This is a genomic window from Paracoccus sp. TRP, from assembly GCF_000185925.1.
GTDB classification, from domain to species: domain Bacteria; phylum Pseudomonadota; class Alphaproteobacteria; order Rhodobacterales; family Rhodobacteraceae; genus Paracoccus; species Paracoccus kondratievae.
In genome coordinates this window covers 135,287-154,954 of record NZ_AEPN01000006.1, presented here as the reverse complement: position 1 = coordinate 154,954, position 19,668 = coordinate 135,287, and the positions used below count along the sequence as shown (strand labels likewise).

Below are 19,668 nucleotides of genomic sequence, written 5' to 3'. Positions count from 1 at the left end.
GCCTCCATATCGTCGCCCAGCACCTCGGTCGCCGGAATGACCGGGACGCCAGCCTTGATGGCGACGCGCCGTGCGCTGGCCTTGTCGCCAAGCGCCCGCATCGTATCCGCCGAAGGACCGATGAAGGCGATCCCCGCCTCGGCGCAGGCATCGACGAAATCGGGGTTTTCCGAAAGCAGCCCATAGCCCGGGTGGATGGCATCGGCGCCGGATTCCTTCGCCACCCGGATGATCTCGGGGATCGACAGATAGGCCGCGACCGGCCCCAGCCCCGCGCCGATGCGGTAAGCTTCGTCCGCCTTGAAGCGGTGCAGGCTCAGCTTGTCCTCCTCGGCATAGACTGCGACCGTCTTCTTCCCAAGCTCGTTTGCCGCCCGCTTCACGCGGATCGCAATCACACCTCGGTTCGCTACAAGAATCTTCCGGAACATCAGTCCCCCCATGTTCGCTCGCCAGGCATCCTATTCATGCTGCGGTGCAGCGCAAGCACCCATTGCGACGGATTCGTGACGTGGATTTGTCATGTTAGCGGCGGTTGCGAAAGAACTCCTGCAACAGCCGCCGCGATTCTTCTGCGGAAATGCCGTCGATGATCTCTGGCCGGTGGTGACATTGGGGGTGGTCAAAAACGCGCGCGCCGTGGCGCACGCCCCCCATGCGCGGGTCATCAGCCCCGTAATAAAGGGTTTCAATGCGCGCGGCTGAGATGGCGGCAGCGCACATCGGGCATGGTTCCAGTGTTACCCAAAGCCGCGCCCCCGGCAGCCGCTCCGAACCGACAGTCGCGCAAGCGATGCGAATGGCCAGGATTTCGGCATGGGCTGTCGGGTCGCTTAGTTCGCGCGTGCGGTTGCCGGCACGGGCCAGAACCGTGCCATCCGCACCGACCAGAACAGCGCCCACCGGCACCTCGCCGCGCCGGGCGGCGGCGCGGGCCTCAGCCAGAGCGGCGGGCATATGCGAGGCAAAGACCATGCGCGCTTTTCGCGCGGGCTTGCATTGCTTGCAAGAACTGCTTTCCATCTTCAGTCATTGGGCGTAGAGAGCCCGCTTTGCCACCGCAGAGATGCGCAGGAGATCGCCATGACCGACACCCCCGAAACCACCCCGGACGACACCCCGAAACCTGCCGCTGGCGAACGTATCGCCAAGGTGATGGCCCGTGCCGGCGTCGCAAGCCGCCGCGAGGCCGAGCGCATGATCGTCGAAGGCCGGGTGTCGGTGAACGGGCGCAAGATCGACAGCCCTGCGCTGGATGTCCTGCCATCAGACCGGATCACGGTTGATGGCAAGCCCATGGACGCGCCGCAAGAGACGCGGCTGTGGCTTTACTACAAACCGGTTGGGCTGGTGACCTCGGCTTCGGACGAAAAGGGGCGGCAGACGGTGTTTGATGCCCTGCCGCGCGACATGCCGCGGGTGATGACCGTGGGGCGGCTGGACCTGAATTCAGAAGGGCTGCTGCTGCTGACCAACGATGGTGAGCTTAAGCGTCGGCTGGAACTGCCCAGCACCGGCTGGCTGCGCCGTTATCGCGTGCGGGTGAACGGTCAGCCGACCGACCTGACCTTTGCGCCGCTGCGCCGGGGTGTGACCATCGACGGCGAGGAATTCGCGCCGATGGAGATCAATCTGGACAGCCAGCAGGGTGCGAACGCCTGGCTGACCGTCGGGATCCGCGAAGGCCGCAACCGCGAAATTCGTCGCGCCATGGCGCATGTCGGGCTGATCGTGAACCGGCTGATTCGGATCGGCTATGGCCCCTTCAAGCTGACGGGGATGGAGGAAAACGAGGTCCGCGAGGTCAAGCGCAAGGTCCTGCGCGACCAGCTTGGCGGGCTTTTGACCGGGGAGACCGAGGAAAAACCGCGCTCGTTCCGGGATCGGGGTGCGGCCAGGGCGGATGGCAAGCCGGGCGAGGGGCGGGCCCGTTCTGACGGGCCGCGCCGTCCGATGGGCAAGCGCGAGGATGGCGAATCGCGCCCGACCCGCCGTGAGGACGGAGAGCGTCGCTTTACCGCCCGCCGTGATGACGCCGGGCGCAAGCCCTTTGGCAAGCGCGCCGAGGGGGATGACCGCAAATCCGCGCCGCGCGGTGAGGGTCGCAAGCCCTTTGGTCAGGCTGCACGCGACGGCGAGGGGCGTAAACCCTTTGGCAAACCCGCCCGTGATGGAGAGGCCCGCAAACCTTTTGCCAAAGGCCCGCGCGATGGCGAACGCTCTGCACCCGGTGGCAAATCCGGCTTCAAGCTCCGTGCGGCCGAGGGCGAGAGGGGTGCGAATCCGCGCGCTCAGGGTAAACCTGCCCGCGACGCCAAACCGGCCCGTGATTTCAAGGAATTCAAAACCGGTCGCGACGGCGGGAAGGGCGCTGGCAAGCCCTTTGGCAAACCTGGCCCAAAGGCAGGACCGAAGTCGGGGGGGAAACCGGGGTTTGCAAAAACCAATCGCGCCCCCGGCAAGGGAGCGCGACCAGAGGGAAAGGGTCCGCGGCGCGGGTAACACGCGCCGCCCTTGATCGGGTTATTTCGTCAGGATCAGTTTGCCGGCCCGGGTGATGCGCAGGTTGTACACCTGATCACCCAGAACGATCAGTGCCTGATTGCCGCCGGCAGTCAGCAATTCTGCATCATATTCGGGAAGACGCTGCAATGCGGTCACGCCGGGACGCGTGAATTCGGCAGGGCGGGTCGCGGTCATGTCCAGTTCCTCGTTTCTGTCGCGGTGAGGGTAACCTGACAAAATTTATAAGAGATGTCAAAGGAAAATAGTCGGGAATTTTCCATCCTGTTAATTATTTGTTATGTAATTAAAAAAGCCGGGCACTGGTTGGGTGCCCGGCTTTTGTGATGGTTATGGATTCGGCTGATTCTAGCCTTGGTTCAGACAGTCCGCCAGCGCCTTGCCCAGCCCGCGCAGAACGGCCGGATACAGGTTGGGATCAGCTGGCGCGCCGCTGCCTTCGGGGTCCAGCGCTTCGCCCTGCCGGACCTCGGTTCCCTCGGTCGCGGCGGCAATCAGGCGGGGGTCGTGATTCGCCTCTGGAAAAGCACAGACCGCGCCTTGGGATGAGATCTCGTTGCGGATCGCCTCAAGCCTGCCTGCTGACGGGGTCGAGGCATCGCCAAGGCTGACCGCAATTGCCGGCTCAAGCCCGTAATGGGCGGTGAAATAACCGTATGCGTCGTGAAAGACCACGAATCGCTTGCCCTTGGCGGGGGCAAGCAGGGCACCCAGCTCAGCATCCAGCGCCGATATCTCGGCGGCGGCCTTGGCTGCGTTGTCGGTATAAACTGCGGCATGGTCAGGGTCGCGTGCTGCCAGCGCCTCGGCAATGGCCTCTAGCCATGCTTGGCCGTTGGCCGGGTCAAGCCAGGCATGAGGGTCAGTGCCGCTGTGGACGTGGTCGTGTCCGTGGTCATCATGCTCATGCTCATGCTCATGCTCATGTGCGTCGGCGTATTCGTGGCGCCTGGTGGCGGGCAGGTCCAGCAGCGTCATGCTGTGGCTGCCGGCGGCCAGGTTTTCGGCGGGGCGGGCGAGCCATGGGGTCAGTTCAGGGCCGACCCAGATCAGCAGATCGGCGTTTTGCAGACTGCGCGCCTGACTGGGGCGCAGCGAATAGCTATGCGGATCACCGCCGGCTTCCAGCAGGATGTCCGGCCGGCCCAGATCGCCCATCACCTGCTGGACCAATGCACCCACGACCGGAACATCGGTCACGACGCGCGGCACCTCGGCATGGACGGGCAGGGCGAAAGCCCCAAACGCAAGGCTGAAAAACGAAAGGGAGGGTCGGGTCATGGCGAACTCACTTGCAGAAACTCCCAATCTATTTATGTTATATTGTAACTCGTCAAGTAAAAATGTAACAATGTAACATCATGTCTGATCCTGCTGCCCCGGCCGAGCCGGAAGATCCATTCCACGACCACGATCATGCCCGTTGCGCCTCGGCGGTGCTGGCGCGTGCCGAAGAGCAGGCCCGGGCCGAGGGCGTGCGCCTGACCCCGGTGCGCCGTCGCGCGCTTGAAATCTTGCTCGAATCGCATCGCGCGATGGGGGCCTATGAGGTGCTTGAACGTTTGTCGGCCGAAGGCTTTGGCAAACAGCCCCCTGTCGCATACCGGGCGCTGGATTTTCTGGTCGAGCAGGGCCTTGCCCATCGCGTCCAGCGGCTGAACGCCTACGCCGCTTGCCTCTCGGACGAGCGTAACCACTCACCCGCTTTCCTGATCTGCCGCGGGTGTGAGCAGGTGGCCGAGGCCGATTCGACAAAGCTGCGCACTGCCCTTCAGCATCTCGCCGGCAGCTCGGGCTTTCTTATTGAGCGGTCGACGGTTGAGCTTTTGGGTCTTTGCGACCGTTGCCGTGAGGCTGGCGCGTGACCTCGCTTATTGAGGCCACCGATCTGACGGTCAGCCATGGCGGGTTGGGGTCCCCGGTGCTGAGCCATGTCGATTTTCTGATCCGCCCGGCCGAGATCGTTACCGTGGTCGGGCCAAACGGTTCGGGCAAATCGACGCTGATACGCGCGCTTCTGGGTCATGTGGCGCTGGATTCGGGCCGGGTCGAGCGCGCGCCGGGACTGCGGATAGGCTATGTTCCCCAGCGCGTGCATATCGAACGCGCGATGCCCATGACCGTGCGCCGCTTTCTGTCGTTGCCGCACCGGGTCCGTGACGATCTGGCCGCGGCAGCCCTGGCGCGGACCGGGGTGCCGGGGCTTGAGCAGCGCCAGATTACCGCCTTGTCGGGTGGGCAGTTCCAGCGCGTCCTGCTGGCCCGAGCATTGCTGAACGACCCGCAGCTGCTTGTCCTTGATGAGCCTACTCAGGGCCTGGACCAGCCGGGGATCGTTGCCTTTTACAAGCTGATCGAAGAGGTCCGGGCCGAGACTGGTGCAGCCGTTCTGATGGTCAGTCACGACCTTTTGGTGGTCATGCGCGCCTCGGACCGGGTGGTGTGCCTCAATGGCCATGTCTGCTGCGAGGGGACGCCTCAGGCGGTCAGCGCCGCCCCGGCCTATCGCGCGCTGTTTGGTGCCGAATCGCAAGGGACGCTGGCCCTTTACCGCCATCAACACGACCACGACCACGATCATATCGCCGGGGGCCACCACCATGGCCCGGGCTGCACCCATCCGCATTGAGGTCCCATGCTTGACGATTTTCTGACCCGCGCCGCACTGGCTGGGCTTGGTCTGGTGCTGGCGACCGGCCCTCTGGGCTCATTCGTGATCTGGAGACGCATGGCCTATTTCGGCGATTCGACCGCCCATGCGGCGATTTTAGGCGTGGCGCTAAGCTTTGCCCTGTCGGCGCCGATCTATCTTGGGACGCTTGCCGTCGCCGTCGCCATGGCGTTGGTGGTGGCTCATCTGACCGGGCGCGGCCAGTCCATGGATACGGTTCTGGGGGTGCTGGCCCATAGCGCACTGGCGCTGGGTCTGGTTGGGGCAAGCTTTGTGCCCTCATTGCGGGTCGGGCTCGACGCATTCCTGTTTGGCGATATCCTTGCGGTCAGCCGGACCGACATTGTCTGGATCTGGGGCGGGTCGGCGCTGGTCCTTGGCCTGCTGATCTGGCGCTGGCAGCGGCTGGTCACTGCCTCGGTCAACGAGGAACTGGCGATGGCAGCAGGAATCGATCCCGCGCGTGAACGGCTGATCCTGTCGCTGGCACTGGCCGTGGTGGTGGCGATCGCGATTCGCATCGTTGGCGCGCTGCTGATCTCGGCCATGCTTATTGTGCCGGCTGCGGCAGCCCGGGGATTCTCGGCAACGCCCGAACGCATGGCCGGTTCCGCAACATTGATCGGCGCGATCGCAGTCCTTGGCGGACTTTGGGCCAGTCTCAGGCTCGATACGCCCGCAGGGCCATCAATCGTGGCCATTTCCGCACTTATTTATGTCGTAACTTTAGGCATTTGGCGGAAATAACCGGTTTCGTGCAGCCGTCTGGGGCCGGCAAATTTCGGCCGGTCGGCTGGCGGTATCCTGCCCACTGTTTCCGGGTTTGGCTATTATGCAACAGTTGCCCAGGTCGAGCGGGGCTTCTCATTCAAGACCGCTTTCCAAGTCCTTGGGTTTATGCGACTGTCGCACCGATGTTGCCGGAAACGGCAGCCGTCAAAGTACTGAACGGAGCATGATCATGACCAAATTCGCTACTTTCGCCCTGGCCCTGGGCCTGTCGGCCTCGACCGCTCTCGCTGGTGGCTACGTCGCCCCGGTCGTCGACGTCGAGCCGGTCGTCGTTGACGAGAAGCCCGCTTCGAGCAACGCCGGCCTTGTCGTCCCGGCTCTGCTGCTGCTGGGCGTCATCGCCGCCGTCGCTTCGGACGACGACGACAGCTGATCTTACAGCGGAACCTTACGGTTCCGTCAGGATCAGGGGCTGACCTTCGGGTCGGCCCCTTTTCTTTTGCGCAAACAGGCCCTTGGCCGCGTTTCATCATGGGCTTTCTGCGCAGCTCATCAGCTAAGAAGAAAGCCGGCCCTCGCGTGAGGACCGGCTTGCTGTTTTCCATGCTGTCGTGGTTTGCTTCAGGGCCGCAGCGTCTGGATGGTCACATAGCCCAGCTTCGGCCCCAGCCACTGACGCGAGACCGGCAGATGCCCGCCCTGTGCCATATAGTTGTTCTGGAAGCTCGTACCGTGGCCTTCGCAGCTTTCGACGACAACACCCGCTTTTGGACCCGGCCCGACGGCACAGTCAAAGCTCAGCGGCCGTTCCAGCCCGTCGCCGCTGTAATAGCGCATGACGCGTTTGGCCGAGCCCGGGCGCCCGGCGCGGATCAGCGCCTCGGTCCTCGGCTCAGCGACTGAAAGGTCGTTGCCAAGACCGCGGGTGCCGACGACCATACCGTCGCGCAGAATCAGCGCCTCTTCTGACGGGGCCATAAAGGTCCGCATTGCGCCGTTCTGCCCGGTCATGGCCATGACCTGAGTGCGGCCAAGCGACTCAAAGCCAACCATGACAAGCGGTGCCGGGTTGACGCGCAGCGCCTCGGCGGCCATCTGCTCGGGCGTACGCTTCGGGGCGGCCGGTTCGGCCTTCTCGTTGCGCATCTGGGCAACCGTGCCTCCGGCCGCCTTGGCGGCGATCAGCAGCGGGTTGGTGGCATTGCCGGTGTCGTCGTTGCCACAGGCGGCGAGGCCCGCGATCAGCAGCGCGGACAGCGCTGCGTGGTGGATGCGGCTCGTGATCATCGCCAGAAGCTCCCCCAGCCTTGATAGAGTTTGACCGATTGCGCGTCGCGGACCTTGTCGTAAAGGCGCCCGTTCACGTGAACCTTGGCCCCGCCATCGCGCGACAGCGAACGCAGCGTGGTTCCGGCGCGATCACGCGACGGCGTGCCCGTTGCCCAGGACACCGGGATCGAGATCGTGATCCCCTTGTCGAACGAGCCCTCGCCGAATTCCTCATCGCTGAGGTCGGTCTTGGTGGCATAGGCACCGACGCGCCAGCCATTGGCGAATTCGCGCGTCAGGGTAAAGGTCGCGCCCTTGTCGCCTGCCAGATACTTGCCGACATCCAGTTGCGCGGTGAACCCTTCTGCGAATTCGTAATAGGCCGAGACATGACCCGTGGTGACCTCATAATCGCGGAAGCCAAAGACATCCTCGAAATCACGCTTTCTCACCCGGTTGACCTCTGCACCAAAGGCCAGCGGCGAATTCGCCGGTTTCCACAGCACCTCGCCCGAGACGCCGCCATAGGCACGCTCAAGCAGGCCGACGGTCACGCGGGTATAGACGGCGCGGGTCGGCTGAGCATACCAGGCCAGTGTCAGCTCGGGGATCGTCGGGCTGTCGCTGCCTGTGTACATCCGGGTATCCGAACGCACGCGCGGGACACCGTTGAAATACTCGTAATCCGGGTTCGAGACATATTCTTCGGGCGTGTAATGTTCGCCGCGCTTGCCGGGGATACCCGGGCCGCGCTGCTTCATGGTGCCAAGCGCGCGCTGGCGCACCGTACCCGACAGGATCAGGCCCGGCATGATCTCGTAGCTGGCCTTCAGTTCGGCTCCAAGTTCATAGCGCAGCGGATCCTGCGGGTCGAAAACCCCCAGCTCAAGATAAGGTGCCAGCTTCCAGCGGAAGCGCGGGAACAGATCCGGCGTGGTCACCAGACCGTCGGGGCGCGGTTCGGCATCGACCAGCTGTGCCGCCTCGGCGATGCGGCTCGCCTCAGTATTCTCAAGCCGCTCGACATCCGAGCGGCGCAGCACCACGGACGAGGTCGCCATACCTTCGGAATTCGAAGTGATGACCAGCGTCTCGACCGAAGGCGGCAGCGCGCGGGTCATCAGCCGCGCTGTGCGGCCAACAGCCTCGGCCTGCTGGATATAGCGGGTGTTGCGGATGCGCACTTCGGCGCGGTTCGAGGACAGCGCCATGGATTCAAGGATCTGCCCTTCATCCTTCAGCGCCTTGCCCAGTGCGGTCTGGATCGCGGGTTGCGCGGTCGGATCGGCCGACCAGGCGCCGGACCAGCCATCGGGATCGGCCGAAGGCGCGGGGCGCGGCCGCACCGGCGCCGGGCCTTTTTCCAGCCCCGAGGGGAAGGGCGCATTACGCGGGTTCAGCGCAAAGCTGAACTGAGCCCCGAAAGTATCGCCCCCCAGTGTGTAAAGCCCGACCTGATAGCTGGGGTTGAAGGTATAATAAGCTCCGAAATTGAATTTGCTGTCGGGTTCGTCGTCACCCTGGCGCACATCATCAATGGTGCCATTGGGGCGCAGATAGCGGGCCAGATAGCGGTCATGTGAGTATTCGGCGACCAGGCTCAGCTTGTCATTGACTTGCCAGGTGATGGAGCCAAAGGGTTTGGCGCTGCCCGAGAACCACTCGTCGACATTCGGTTTGCCGCCGTTGTCCTCGGTGTCGATGGTCCGGGGCTTGCCTGCCAGCGTGCCCCAGCCGATACCGATGCTGGCGCGAATGTTGGGGGTGATGGTCTTGGTCGCGACGATATATTCGCCCGAATAGACCCCGGTGCCCAGAAAATCCTGCAGCCCGACCGAGACTGCGGGGCGCCAGCCCTGTTCGTCTATGAACTGGAAGCGCAGGTCGAATGAGCGGTCCCAGATATGGCCAAGATTGTTGTGGTCATTAATCCCCTCGACCCGCGAATAGCGCAGGGCGGTGGTCAGCCGGGGATGCAATTGGAATACCACGTTATGACGGCGCGCCCGGTCGGTATATGAAACCGTCCCGCCCAACGTGCCATCGGGCAGCATCTCGGCGGTCGGGGTATCGACCCCGCCCGGCAAGCCGTAACTGTTCAGCACATTGCCGATCAGCGGATCGGTATGGGCTGGCTGGGCACCGAGACCCAGCAAAAGCGCCACCGGCACGGTCGAGGCCAGCAGGCGGCGGGTAAGAAGCGAATGGGCGCGCATCGGCGGGTCCTTTCAGGTCTTGGCCCGCAGCAAGGGCGGCGGGTGGGCCGACACCGCGCGAACCCTTCCGCGCGGCGTCTGGGTTTTTGTGACTTACTCGCTGGTGGCGGGCGGCAGGACCAGTTCGGGCGCAGGCACACCGCTGGCCGGTGCCGGGCTGCCGCTTGCCGCCGGGGCGGGTTCGCTGGCCGGTGCCGCCGGTGCGGTCGTGGGCGCCGCGCTTTCCGGAGTGGTGCTGGCCGGTGCGGTGCTGGTCGAGCCGGTGGCGGGGGCCGTGGTCTCAGGCGCAGTCGTTGCCGGGGTCGTGGTTGCGGGCGTCGTGGTTGCCGGGGTCGTCGCCGGGCTGTTGTCGGTCGAGGTTTCCGGCTTGCTGGTCCCGGTCGCGTTTTCCGCGGCGGGTGCCGTCGTGTCGCTGGCGGGGGCGGCCGGTTTCGTCGCCGGAGCGGCAGGTTTAGGCTGAGCTTTCGGCTTTGGCGCGGCGGACGATGCGCGAACCTGAGCCTTGGGCATGGTGTCGGTCGGGGCCGCACAGCCGGTCAGGCGCTGGCTGCCGACGCGCAACCGCGCAGTAAAGGGCGATTTCTGATCGCCGACCTCACATTCGGCCGCCTGAATATTCAGCGCAAAGACCGAACCGTTCATCGTTCCGATGAATTCGACCCCGCGGCCATAGACCATGCGGCGCACGGTAACGCCGACGGATTTCGCGCCCGACCGTTCATAGACGGCGGTCTTGTCGTTGGCGGTCACCGCCCAGCCTGCGCCAGCGGCGCGGAAGATCGCGGTGTTGAGGGTGCGTGCCTCGGCAGTAGCGATAGGTTTCGCCTCGCCCCCGGTCTCGATCGGCTGTTCCAGCGGCGAGACGGCGGGCGGGCCGGAATGGCCGGGGGCCGCCTCGGGCTCGGCCGATTTCTGGAAGGGCAACTCGCCGCAGGCGGCAAGGGCCACTGTCATCGCAAGCACGGCGCATGCCGAACGGAATTTCATCTGCTCTGTCCCGGTTCCCATGGGTATTGCTTATGCCGATTGGCTACAGGAAGGGCAGGGCTTGAGCAAGCACAGACAGGGCCCGCAAGGGGTCAGGACCGCCGGTGCGCGATAATTTGCACGCAGTCAGCAGTTCGGGACGTTGACCGCAAGCCCGCCGAGCGAAGTTTCCTTATACTTGTCGCTCATGTCGCGACCGGTCTGGCGCATGGTCTCGATGGCGGCGTCCAGCGGAACGAAATGCTGGCCATCGCCGCGCAGGGCCAGACTGGCCGCCGAAACGGCTTTGATCGCGCCAAGCCCGTTACGCTCGATACACGGCACCTGCACCAGACCTTTGACCGGGTCGCAGGTCATGCCCAGGTGGTGCTCAAGCGCGATTTCGGCAGCGTTCTCGACCTGCTCGGGGGTGCCGCCCATGACCGCACAGATCCCTGCCGCCGCCATGGCGCTGGCCGAGCCGACCTCGGCCTGACAGCCGCATTCCGCCCCCGAGATCGATGCATTATGTTTGATAAGCCCGCCAATCGCTGCGGCGGTCAGCAGAAAATCGTCCAGCTGCCGCTCCGAGGCTCCCGGGACATGGTCGAGCCAGTAGCGGATTACCGCCGGTACCACGCCCGCCGCGCCATTGGTCGGCGCGGTGACAACCTGACCGCCGGCCGCGTTTTCTTCGTTCACGGCCATGGCATACATCGACATCCAGTCATTGATGACATGGGGCGCGGTCAGGTTCATGCCCGCCTCGGCCTTCAGCGCCTCATGGATGGCGGCGGCGCGGCGGCGGATCGACAACCCTCCGGGCAGGATGCCGCGGGTTGCAAGGCCGCGGTCCATACAGTCCCGCATCACTTGCCAGATTCGGTTAAGTCCGGCCGAAATTTCAGCATCCGTGCGATAGACGCGCTCATTCTCGTGCTTCATCCGGGCGATGGATTTGCCCGATTTTTGCGCCATCTCCAGCATCTCGGCGGCCGAGGCAAAGGGATAGGGCACCTTGGGGGCGGCATCGGTCCGGGTATCGTCGCCACGCGCGGCAAGTTCGGCCTCGGTCATCACGAAACCGCCGCCGATCGAATAATAGATCTCTTGAAAGATCACGTCGCCCTGCGCGTCGGTTGCCATCAGGATCATGCCATTGGCGTGGCCGGGCAGCGGACGGTCATAGTCAAAGATCAGGTCGTGCACCGGGTCAAAGATCAGATCGCCCAATCCCGCAGGCGACAGCACCCTTGTTTCGCGGTTGCGGGCCAGCGTGTCCTCGGCTGCCTCGGCATCCATGGTTTCGGGCAGGAAACCGGCAAGGCCAAGGATGGTGGCGCGGTCGGTGGCATGGCCTTTCCCGGTGAACGCCAGGCTGCCATGCAGACTGGCGCGCAGCCCATGGGCGCGAAAGGGCTGCTGGCGCAGAGCGTCAAGAAAACGGCCCCCCGCCACCATGGGTCCCATGGTGTGAGAGGAGGAAGGGCCGACTCCGATCTTGAATATGTCGAAGACGGAAAGAAACATCGCGCACTCCCTGGCTGGCAGGGCAAGCCTAGCCGCCCTTGCCCCCAGGAAGCCAGAGCCGTTGCGACAGCGGGCCTGAAGCTCCGCGACATTTGACGAAACCGGCTCTGCCCTGTATTTAGGCATCAAGCACCAAAAACAGGCAAAATTCCCAATCGCGGCATCGCCTGCCAATCAGGCAGACGCCGCATTCTTTCGCATTCCCGCAGTGTGACATACGAGTTTTCCCATGACATTGCCCGAACCCATCACCCTTGGCTCTGTGCGGCTTGGCCCTCCGGTCTTTCTTGCGCCGATGGCCGGCATCACCGATCTGCCCTTTCGTCGCGCGGTGGCGCGTCATGGCGGTGCGGGGCTGATGGTCAGCGAAATGGTCGCCTCGACCGAGATGGTGACCCCGCGCCCCTCGACCCGCGCGGCGGTACGCGCCAGGGCCCTGACCGAGGGGGCGTTGCCCGTCAGTGTCCAGATTGCCGGGCGTGAGGCGGGCGCTATGGCCGAAACGGCGCGCATAGTCGCGGGCATGGGCGCACGCATTATTGATATCAACATGGGCTGCCCGGCGAAAAACGTCACGGGCGGGCTGTCGGGTGCTGCGCTGATGCGCGACCTTGATCATGCACTGGGACTGATCGAGGCGGTGATCTCGGCCGTGCCCGATCTGCCGGTGACGCTAAAGATGCGGCTGGGCTGGGATGGCGACTGTTTGAACGCGCCGGAACTGGCGCGCCGCGCCAGCGGGGCCGGGGTCCGGATGCTGACAGTCCATGGCCGCACCCGGGCGCAGTTCTATACCGGCAGTGCCGACTGGGCGGCGATCCGGGCCGTGGCGAACCTGCCTGATCGCCCGCCGTTGGTCGCCAATGGCGATGTGGTCGATGCGGCCAGTGCCCGCGCGGCGTTGCGCCAATCGGGGGCCAATGCGGTCATGGTCGGTCGTGGCGCACAAGGGGCGCCCTGGCGGCTGGCGCAGATCGCGCATGAACTGTGGGGTACGCCCGCCCCGGTCATTCCCAAAGGCGCTGCCCTGGCCGGGGCGGTGGCCGAGCATTACGATGACATCCTGTCGCTTTATGGTCGTGAGCTGGGCTTGCGCGTCGCGCGCAAACATCTGGGCTGGTATGCCGAGGCGAACGGTGCCCCGAACCGCGCCGAGCTTTTGCGCGCCCCGACCCCCGAGGCGGCGATGTCCGCAATCCGCGCCGGGTTCGGCGATGCCGATGTGGCGCTGGTTGATGCGGTCCATGCCAACGCTCAGGCGACCGAGGTGCCCTCATGACCAGCCGCGTTCGGTCCGAAATGCTGCCCGACCTTGAGGTGGAAACCGCAGGCGGCTTCATTCCGGCAGAGGTAGGGCCGAACTGGTCGGCGCTTCCCCTGCCAGCGATCATTCTGGATGCGCAGGGCCGGATCGCGGCGATGAACGACCTGGCCGAGGCCTTTCTGAACATCTCGTGCCGCTCATCCCTGGGCCATGCGCTGGAAGGGCCCGAGATGCTCAAACGATTGCGCATCGTGCCCTCGCTTGGCTCGATCCTTGAGCGAATGCGCGAAGGGCATGAGGCGCTGAACCACGCCGGTGTGCGCTTTGAGATCGGCGACCGCTCGGGCGGGCATTCCGATCGTGTCGCCACCGTTCACGCCGGGCAGGCCCCCAGCCCCGAAGGGGGAACCGTCATCCTGCTTGCCCCCAGCGACGGGGGTGGCCGGCTGGGGCAGGGGCAGGCGGCGCGGTCTGCCGCCCGCTCGGCCATCGGCATGGCCGAGATGCTGGCCCATGAGATCAAGAACCCGCTGGCAGGTATTCGCGGCGCGGCGCAGCTCATCGGCATGAACCTTGAGGCCGAGGATCGCGACCTTGCCGATCTGATCGTCGCGGAATCGCGCCGCATCGTCGAACTGCTGGATCAGGTCGAGCGGTTTGGCGACACCTCGGCCCCCCGCCTGGCGGCGGTGAATATCCATGACGTGCTTGAACGTGTGCGCCGCTCGGCTGCTGTCGGCTTTGGCAGAGGGCTGCGGATCGTACCCGATTACGACCCCTCATTGCCGCCGGCGCTGGTCGATTCCGATCAACTGGTGCAAGTCTGCCTGAACCTCGTCAAGAATGCCGCCGAGGCGATTGGCAGGGCGGGGCAGGGCACCACCATCCGCCTGCGCAGCTTTTACGACGGCACCCTGCGCCTCGCCCCGACCGAGGCCGAGCCGCAGGGCCGCAGCCTGCCTCTGCAGATCGAGATCGAGGATGACGGTCCCGGCATCCCCGAGTCGCTGATCGGCGCGGTGTTCGAGCCCTTTGTTTCGGGGCGCGAGAACGGCACCGGGCTGGGTCTCGCGCTTGTTTCCAAGATCATTACTGACCATGGCGCGTGGATTGCGCTGGAATCCCGGCCTGGTCGCACCGTTTTCCGCATTTCATTGCCCAAAGCCTGAGGTTTCTTCATGGACGGCACCGTTCTGATCGCTGACGACGACCGCACCATCCGCACGGTCCTGACCCAGGCCCTGACCCGTGCTGGCTGCCGGGTCCACGCCACCGGCTCACTGTCGCAACTTTTGCGCTGGGTCGAGGAGGGCCGCGGAGATCTGGTCATTACCGATGTGATGATGCCCGATGGCAATGGCATCGACATGATCCCGGCGATCCACAAGGCACGGCCTGACCTGCCGGTGATCGTGATCTCGGCCCAGAATACCATCGTCACCGCCATTCGTGCGACCGAGGCGGCCGCCTTTGACTACCTGCCAAAGCCCTTTGACCTGCCCGAGCTGATGACGCGGGCCAATCAGGCGCTGTCGCGGCGGGTGCGCAAAACCGATCCAGCGCCCTCGGCCGCGCCTGTGCCCGAGGCGGTTGCCGATCCGGCCCTGCCGCTGATTGGTCATGCTCCGGCCATGCAGAACCTGTTCCGCATGGTAGCCCGGGTTCTGAACGCCGATCTGCCGGTGATGATCGCGGGCGAGGCCGGGGTGGGCAAGACCGTGGTCGCGCGCTCATTCCATGACCTTTCGGACCGGCGCGAGGCGGGGTTTGTCGTGCTGACCTCGGCCGATCTGTCCGAAGAGGCGATCCATAATGCCGCCGACCGCGCCCAGGGCGGTACGCTGTTGATCGAGGATCCGGCCGGGTTCGACACCGCCGCTCAGGCCCGGCTGATCGGCATGATCGAGGCATGGGAGGTCGGACCGCGCCGCAACCTCATGCCGCGCCTTGTATCGACCACCGGCGCTGATCCGCAGGCGGACGTGGCAGCCGCGCGGTTGCGGGCGGATCTGTATTACCGCCTTGCCGGGGTCACGATCACCGTGCCGCCGCTGCGAGCCCGTGTGGATGACATCCCGCCACTTGCGCGCCACCTGCTTGCCCGCGCCGCGGCGCAGGGTCTGCCACATCGCACCCTGTCCGAAGGGGCGACGGCACTGATCCGCGCCTATCCCTTTCCCGGCAACGTGCGCGAGCTGGAAAACCTGACCCGTCGGCTGGCGCTGACTGCCGCCGGATCCGAGATATCCGAGGCTGAGGCCCATACCGCATTGGCGGAATCCAGCCCAATCGTCCCCCCCGCCCCGGCAGGTGCACCCGCTGTCCGTAACGGAGCACCCGCCCCGGTCGCGGCCCCGGCCGCCGCTGCCGTTCCGCTGGGTGAGCCTGCGAACATGCGGCTGGCCCAATCGGTCGAAATGCACTTGCAGCGCTACTTTGATCTGCATGGCGATCAACTGCCGCCGCCCGGCCTTTATGACCGGATCCTGCGCGAGATCGAAAAGCCTTTGCTTGAGATTGCCTTAGATGCGACTGGCGGAAATCAGCTGCGCTGTGCCGATCTTTTGGGCATCAATCGCAATACTCTGCGCAAGAAATTGACCGACCTGAATATTGAGGTGACACGGCGGCGCAAACTGATGTAAAACAGCCACAGATGGCCTTGCGAGAGTCGCTGAACGGCCACAGAACAGCCGCGGCACGGCGGCGGAACCGTGAGGGCAGGCAAGGTGGCGGGAACGCTGTCCAGGGGTACATGGGAACGAGTCGCGCGTTTGCGACGTCTGCGCTGGTATCGCAATGCGGCGACGCTTGGGCTTGTCCTGCTGGGGCCGGTGCTGGCTGGTCTGACCTTTGCGGTGATGGGCCCCTTTGACAATGCCAGCTCGGGCGGGGCGGCGTTGCGGCTGGTGCTGCTTGCCGACCTTCTTTACCTGATCGTGCTCATCGGCCTTGTTGTGGCGCGTATGGTGCAGATCGTGGCGGCGCGGCGCAAATCGGCCGCCGGGTCGCGCCTGCACATGCGGCTGGTCGGCGTTTTTGCCACCATCGCGCTGGTGCCGACCGTTCTGGTCGCGCTTTTCGCCGGCCTGACGGTGAACATCGGCCTTGAGGGCTGGTTTTCGAATCGCGTTCAGCAGGTGGTCTCAAGCTCGCTTGCCGCCGCCGAGGCCTATCAGGAAGAGCATCGCCGCGACCTGACCAATGACGCGCGGCTGCTTGCCGGTGCACTGACGCAGGCGGCGCGGCAGAACCCGATGCTTGAGGAAGGCGACCTGCGCCTGTTGCTGACCGATTACCAAAGCCAGATCCAGCGTGGCCTGCGCGAGGCTTATATCGTCGATGGCCGCGGCACGATCCGTGCGCGCGGCGACCGCAGCTATCAGTTCTGGTACGAACAGCCGAGCCCTGCCCAGTTCGACGAGGCGGCGACCCGGGGGCTGGTGCTGATCGAGGATTGGCAAAACAACGAATTCCGTGCCCTTGTGCCGCTGACCCCGCTGCCGGACCGCTATCTTTATGTCACCCGCGATGTTGATGGCAGCCTGCTGGGGCTGCTGGACGATACGCGCCAGACCGTCGGCGATTACCAGCGGCTTGAGCAGGAGCGGGGTCGGGTCCTGCTTGAATTTTCGCTGCTTTATCTGGGCTTTGCGCTGCTGCTGGTGGCGGCAGCTATGTGGCTGGGCCTGTGGTTTGCAGATCGCCTGTCGCGCCCCATCGGCCGGCTGGCCGAGGCTTCAGAACAGGTGGGTAAGGGCAATCTGGACCTGCAGATCCCCACCCCCGACACCGGGGACGAGATCCAGACCCTTGGCGAAAGTTTCAACCACATGACGCGCCAGCTTAAGTTGCAGCATGAAGAGCTGGTCGAAAGCTATCGCGCGGTGGACGATCAGCGCCGGCTGTTTGATTCCGTGCTGTCTTCGGTTACCGCCGGGGTGATCGGGCTGGATGCTGCGGGTGAGATCGACTTTCTTAACCGCTCGGCCACGAGGTTGCTGGGGCTGGATCCGGTAACAGCGCATGACCGGCTGTTGTCCGAAGCGGTGCCTGAATTTTCGCCGCTGTTTGATCGGCTGGAGCATTCGGTCAATGAATCGGTGCAGGACGAGATTCGCCTGTCCCGTGAGGGGCGGGTGGAAAGCCTGCTGGTGCGCATGGCGATCCGCCGCGGTGCAGCGGGCGGACTGGAAGGTTACGTGGTCGCGCTGGATGATGTGACCGATCTTGTCTCGGCGCAGCGCATGGCAGCCTGGGGCGATGTTGCCCGTCGTGTTGCGCATGAAATCAAGAACCCGCTGACGCCGATTCAGCTTTCGGCCGAGCGGCTGAAGCGCAAGTTCGGCCCGATTGCCGGGGATGAGCGCGAGGCGCTGGAGCAATATACCGAAGTCATCATCCGCCAGACCAACGACCTGCGCCGGATCGTGGACGAGTTCAGCCGCTTTGCCCGCATGCCGGAACCCGACCGTAAGGAAACCGATATCACCAAGCTGTTGCGCGACACCGAGCTGATGCAGCGCGATGCGCTGCAAGGCGCGCTGATCTCGGATATTCCTGATGAGCCGGTGATTGTCGATGCCGATGCCGGGATGATGCGGCAGGTCTTTACCAACCTGTTAAAGAATGCGGGCGAGGCGCTGGACGAATTGCGCGCCTCTCCGCCCGAAGGATGGGAGCCGCAGGTTCAGGTCACTATGACCGCTGCCCCCGATGCCGTAACCATCCGCATCATCGATAACGGCCCCGGCCTGCCCGAGGATCGGACCCGGCTTTTTGAACCTTATGTCACCATGAAACCTGGCGGCACAGGCCTTGGCCTGCCCATCGTTAAAAAGATTGTCGAAGAGCACGGCGGCCGCCTTGTGCTGACCGACGCGCCCGAAGGGCGGGGAGCCATGGCCGAAATACGATTGCCGCGCGAACGCCAGCCAGTGCGCCTGTCCGCGCGCCGCCAGAAACACGAGCAGGAAGCAATGAAATGAGCGATATTCTGATTGTCGATGACGAACGGGACATCCGTGAACTGATTTCCGATATCCTGCGCGACGAGGGCTTTTCGACCCGTCTCGCCGCCAATTCTGATCAGGCGGTGGCCGAACTGAACACGGCTGAACCGGCGCTGATGATCCTCGACATCTGGCTGAAGGACAGCAAGATGGACGGGATCGACATTCTCAAGCAGGTCAAGCGCAACAACCCTGACGTGCCGGTCGTCATCATCTCGGGCCATGGCAATATCGAGATCGCGGTCGCGGCGATCAAACAGGGCGCCTATGACTTTATCGAAAAGCCCTTCAACATCGACCAGCTTCTGGTGGTGATCCGCCGCGCGATGGAGACGGCGCGCCTGCGCCGCGAGAATGCGACACTGCGGCGGGGTGAGGCACGGGGCGCCGAGATGCTGGGCAACTCTGCCCCCTTCCGGCGGCTGCGCGAACAGTTGGACAAGGTCGCGAAGTCGAACGGCCGGGTCATGCTGACCGGTGAGCCGGGCGTCGGCAAGGAAACCGCCGCGCGCTATGTTCACGCCCAAAGCCCGCGGGCGCGTGAGCCTTTTATCACCGTGCCCTGCGCCACCATTGAGCCCGAGCATATGGAAGAAGTGCTCTTTGGCCGCGAAACCCCCGAACGGGGGATCGAACCGGGGCTTCTGGAACAGGCCCATGGCGGGGTGATCTATTTCGACGAGGTGGCGGATATGCCCCTTGGCACCCAACCCAAGATCCTGCGCGTGCTGACCGAGCAGCAGTTTCAGCGTGCTGGCGGCACGGACAAGGTGCGGGTGGATCTGCGGGTGATCTCGTCGACCAATCGCGACCTTGCGGCCGAAATCGCTGCCGGCCGGTTCCGGCAAGAGCTTTATGACCGGCTGAACGTCGTGCCGGTTGCGGTTCCATCGCTAGCCGAGCGGCGCGATGATATCCCGCTGCTGGCCGAGTCGTTCATCGAGCAGTTCCACGCCAGTCAGGGTCTGCCCCAGCGCGAACTGCCCGAAGAGACCGCCGCCGCTTTGCAGGCAATGAACTGGCCGGGCAACATTCGCCAGCTGCGCAATGTGATCGAGCGGGTGCTGATCCTTGGCGACGGCACCGGGCCAATCCAGCCGTCCGAGCTGGAAGGCCAGACCGGCAGCGCAAGCGGCGCCGAGGTGCTGGCTCTGGGGCCGCAGATCACCAGCCTTGCCCTGCGCGAAGCACGCGAGCTGTTCGAGCGGGAGTATCTGCTGGCCCAGATCAACCGTTTTGGCGGCAATATCAGCCGGACGGCGCAGTTTGTGGGCATGGAGCGTTCGGCCCTGCATCGCAAGCTCAAGTCGCTGGGCGTTGTCGGTGGCGTGCGCGTCGAAGAAGAGCTGGTCGGCAAGTAACACCCCCGAGGTGATCGCCTGGGCGCGTTGCGGCGCGGGCTTGTGGCCCGGCTGCCGCGCGATTAGCCATGTCTGTCGGATGCCGTGGCTCTGCGGGACGTTTCCCTGTATCCGTTACCATTCC

At 64.6% G+C, this 19,668-nt stretch carries 18 protein-coding genes; 10 read left to right on the top strand and 8 right to left on the bottom strand.

Going from position 1 to position 19,668, the window contains the following annotated elements; genetic code table 11:
* Positions 1-431: biotin carboxylase N-terminal domain-containing protein (locus tag PARACOCCUSGL_RS0105995; protein ID WP_304412096.1), on the bottom strand; the 431-nt coding region annotated here is incomplete at its 3' end.
* 94 nt (positions 432-525) lie between these two features.
* Positions 526-975 carry a nucleoside deaminase gene (locus PARACOCCUSGL_RS0105990; RefSeq protein ID WP_010394212.1) on the bottom strand — a complete coding sequence of 150 codons (450 nt, stop codon included), beginning with the start codon at positions 973-975 and terminating at the stop codon, positions 526-528.
* Positions 976-1,083: 108 nt separating this feature from the next.
* Here PARACOCCUSGL_RS0105990 and PARACOCCUSGL_RS0105985 point away from each other — a divergent pair, with 108 nt between their 5' ends.
* Positions 1,084-2,502, top strand: coding sequence for a pseudouridine synthase (locus tag PARACOCCUSGL_RS0105985; RefSeq protein WP_010394209.1), 1,419 nt, complete (start codon positions 1,084-1,086; stop codon positions 2,500-2,502).
* A gap of 21 nt (positions 2,503-2,523) precedes the next feature.
* On the opposite strand, the gene hemP is transcribed toward PARACOCCUSGL_RS0105985, so the two are convergent.
* Positions 2,524-2,700 carry a hemin uptake protein HemP gene (hemP, locus tag PARACOCCUSGL_RS21380; RefSeq protein WP_010394206.1) on the bottom strand — a complete coding sequence of 59 codons (177 nt, stop codon included), beginning with the start codon at positions 2,698-2,700 and terminating at the stop codon, positions 2,524-2,526.
* A gap of 171 nt (positions 2,701-2,871) precedes the next feature.
* A complete protein-coding gene (locus PARACOCCUSGL_RS0105975) occupies positions 2,872-3,804 on the bottom strand; it encodes a zinc ABC transporter substrate-binding protein (protein WP_010394203.1) in 933 nt (310 codons plus the stop codon).
* A gap of 80 nt (positions 3,805-3,884) precedes the next feature.
* On the opposite strand from PARACOCCUSGL_RS0105975, the gene PARACOCCUSGL_RS0105970 reads away from it, so the two are divergent.
* The 4 genes from PARACOCCUSGL_RS0105970 to PARACOCCUSGL_RS0105955 all read left to right on the top strand — a co-directional run bounded on the left by PARACOCCUSGL_RS0105970 (position 3,885) and on the right by PARACOCCUSGL_RS0105955 (position 6,359).
* Positions 3,885-4,388, top strand: coding sequence for a Fur family transcriptional regulator (locus PARACOCCUSGL_RS0105970; RefSeq protein ID WP_010394201.1), 504 nt, complete (start codon positions 3,885-3,887; stop codon positions 4,386-4,388).
* On the top strand, positions 4,385-5,152 hold the full coding sequence (locus PARACOCCUSGL_RS0105965) for a metal ABC transporter ATP-binding protein (RefSeq protein ID WP_010394199.1): 768 nt from the start codon (positions 4,385-4,387) through the stop codon (positions 5,150-5,152). Before PARACOCCUSGL_RS0105970 ends, PARACOCCUSGL_RS0105965 begins: the two co-directional genes overlap by 4 nt.
* 6 nt (positions 5,153-5,158) lie before the next feature.
* Complete coding sequence (locus tag PARACOCCUSGL_RS0105960) at positions 5,159-5,941, top strand: metal ABC transporter permease (protein ID WP_010394197.1); 783 nt, start codon at positions 5,159-5,161, stop codon at positions 5,939-5,941.
* Positions 5,942-6,155: 214 nt separating this feature from the next.
* Complete coding sequence (locus PARACOCCUSGL_RS0105955; protein WP_029371618.1) at positions 6,156-6,359, top strand: hypothetical protein; 204 nt, start codon at positions 6,156-6,158, stop codon at positions 6,357-6,359.
* Between the two features lie 188 nt (positions 6,360-6,547).
* Here the strand turns inward: PARACOCCUSGL_RS0105955 and PARACOCCUSGL_RS0105950 are convergent, their stop codons facing one another.
* From PARACOCCUSGL_RS0105950 to PARACOCCUSGL_RS0105930, 4 genes are all read right to left on the bottom strand, one after another.
* The gene (locus PARACOCCUSGL_RS0105950; protein ID WP_010394193.1) at positions 6,548-7,213 is read right to left on the bottom strand and encodes a YjbF family lipoprotein; all 666 of its coding nucleotides are present in this window, start codon (positions 7,211-7,213) and stop codon (positions 6,548-6,550) included.
* Positions 7,210-9,411 carry a YjbH domain-containing protein gene (locus PARACOCCUSGL_RS0105945; RefSeq protein ID WP_010394189.1) on the bottom strand — a complete coding sequence of 734 codons (2,202 nt, stop codon included), beginning with the start codon at positions 9,409-9,411 and terminating at the stop codon, positions 7,210-7,212. The genes PARACOCCUSGL_RS0105950 and PARACOCCUSGL_RS0105945 overlap by 4 nt, the downstream gene beginning before the upstream one ends.
* Before the next feature lie 93 nt (positions 9,412-9,504).
* The gene (locus PARACOCCUSGL_RS21200; protein ID WP_138918289.1) at positions 9,505-10,398 is read right to left on the bottom strand and encodes a hypothetical protein; all 894 of its coding nucleotides are present in this window, start codon (positions 10,396-10,398) and stop codon (positions 9,505-9,507) included.
* Positions 10,399-10,524: 126 nt separating this feature from the next.
* A complete protein-coding gene (locus PARACOCCUSGL_RS0105930; protein ID WP_010394185.1) occupies positions 10,525-11,907 on the bottom strand; it encodes an L-serine ammonia-lyase in 1,383 nt (460 codons plus the stop codon).
* Between the two features lie 229 nt (positions 11,908-12,136).
* Between PARACOCCUSGL_RS0105930 and PARACOCCUSGL_RS0105925 the strand changes: the two genes are divergently transcribed.
* The 5 genes from PARACOCCUSGL_RS0105925 (at position 12,137) to PARACOCCUSGL_RS0105905 (ending at position 19,544) form a co-directional block, all read left to right on the top strand.
* A complete protein-coding gene (locus PARACOCCUSGL_RS0105925) occupies positions 12,137-13,186 on the top strand; it encodes a tRNA-dihydrouridine synthase (RefSeq protein WP_010394181.1) in 1,050 nt (349 codons plus the stop codon).
* Entirely contained in the window at positions 13,183-14,340 is a 1,158-nt protein-coding gene (locus tag PARACOCCUSGL_RS0105920; protein WP_010394179.1) for a nitrogen regulation protein NR(II), read from the top strand. The genes PARACOCCUSGL_RS0105925 and PARACOCCUSGL_RS0105920 overlap by 4 nt, the downstream gene beginning before the upstream one ends.
* A 9-nt stretch (positions 14,341-14,349) precedes the next feature.
* Positions 14,350-15,816, top strand: coding sequence for a response regulator (locus PARACOCCUSGL_RS0105915; protein WP_010394177.1), 1,467 nt, complete (start codon positions 14,350-14,352; stop codon positions 15,814-15,816).
* An 84-nt stretch (positions 15,817-15,900) separates the two neighbouring features.
* A complete protein-coding gene (locus tag PARACOCCUSGL_RS0105910; RefSeq protein WP_029371612.1) occupies positions 15,901-18,159 on the top strand; it encodes a PAS domain-containing sensor histidine kinase in 2,259 nt (752 codons plus the stop codon).
* A complete protein-coding gene (locus PARACOCCUSGL_RS0105905) occupies positions 18,156-19,544 on the top strand; it encodes a sigma-54 dependent transcriptional regulator (RefSeq protein WP_010394172.1) in 1,389 nt (462 codons plus the stop codon). Before PARACOCCUSGL_RS0105910 ends, PARACOCCUSGL_RS0105905 begins: the two co-directional genes overlap by 4 nt.
* Positions 19,545-19,668 lie beyond the last annotated feature (124 nt).

Excerpts from the sequence above, each read along its gene's own strand:
- PARACOCCUSGL_RS0105990 (WP_010394212.1), bottom strand. The coding sequence starts at position 975 with ATGGTCTTTGCCTCGCATATGCCCGCCGCTCTGGCTGAGGCCCGCGCC.
- PARACOCCUSGL_RS0105985 (WP_010394209.1), top strand. The coding sequence starts at position 1,084 with ATGACCGACACCCCCGAAACCACCCCGGACGACACCCCGAAACCTGCC.
- hemP (WP_010394206.1), bottom strand. The coding sequence starts at position 2,700 with ATGACCGCGACCCGCCCTGCCGAATTCACGCGTCCCGGCGTGACCGCA.
- PARACOCCUSGL_RS0105975 (WP_010394203.1), bottom strand. The coding sequence starts at position 3,804 with ATGACCCGACCCTCCCTTTCGTTTTTCAGCCTTGCGTTTGGGGCTTTC.
- PARACOCCUSGL_RS0105970 (WP_010394201.1), top strand. The coding sequence starts at position 3,885 with ATGTCTGATCCTGCTGCCCCGGCCGAGCCGGAAGATCCATTCCACGAC.
- PARACOCCUSGL_RS0105960 (WP_010394197.1), top strand. The coding sequence starts at position 5,159 with ATGCTTGACGATTTTCTGACCCGCGCCGCACTGGCTGGGCTTGGTCTG.
- PARACOCCUSGL_RS0105955 (WP_029371618.1), top strand. The coding sequence starts at position 6,156 with ATGACCAAATTCGCTACTTTCGCCCTGGCCCTGGGCCTGTCGGCCTCG.
- PARACOCCUSGL_RS0105950 (WP_010394193.1), bottom strand. The coding sequence starts at position 7,213 with ATGATCACGAGCCGCATCCACCACGCAGCGCTGTCCGCGCTGCTGATC.
- PARACOCCUSGL_RS0105945 (WP_010394189.1), bottom strand. The coding sequence starts at position 9,411 with ATGCGCGCCCATTCGCTTCTTACCCGCCGCCTGCTGGCCTCGACCGTG.
- PARACOCCUSGL_RS21200 (WP_138918289.1), bottom strand. The coding sequence starts at position 10,398 with ATGAAATTCCGTTCGGCATGCGCCGTGCTTGCGATGACAGTGGCCCTT.
- PARACOCCUSGL_RS0105930 (WP_010394185.1), bottom strand. The coding sequence starts at position 11,907 with ATGTTTCTTTCCGTCTTCGACATATTCAAGATCGGAGTCGGCCCTTCC.
- PARACOCCUSGL_RS0105925 (WP_010394181.1), top strand. The coding sequence starts at position 12,137 with ATGACATTGCCCGAACCCATCACCCTTGGCTCTGTGCGGCTTGGCCCT.
- PARACOCCUSGL_RS0105920 (WP_010394179.1), top strand. The coding sequence starts at position 13,183 with ATGACCAGCCGCGTTCGGTCCGAAATGCTGCCCGACCTTGAGGTGGAA.
- PARACOCCUSGL_RS0105915 (WP_010394177.1), top strand. The coding sequence starts at position 14,350 with ATGGACGGCACCGTTCTGATCGCTGACGACGACCGCACCATCCGCACG.
- PARACOCCUSGL_RS0105905 (WP_010394172.1), top strand. The coding sequence starts at position 18,156 with ATGAGCGATATTCTGATTGTCGATGACGAACGGGACATCCGTGAACTG.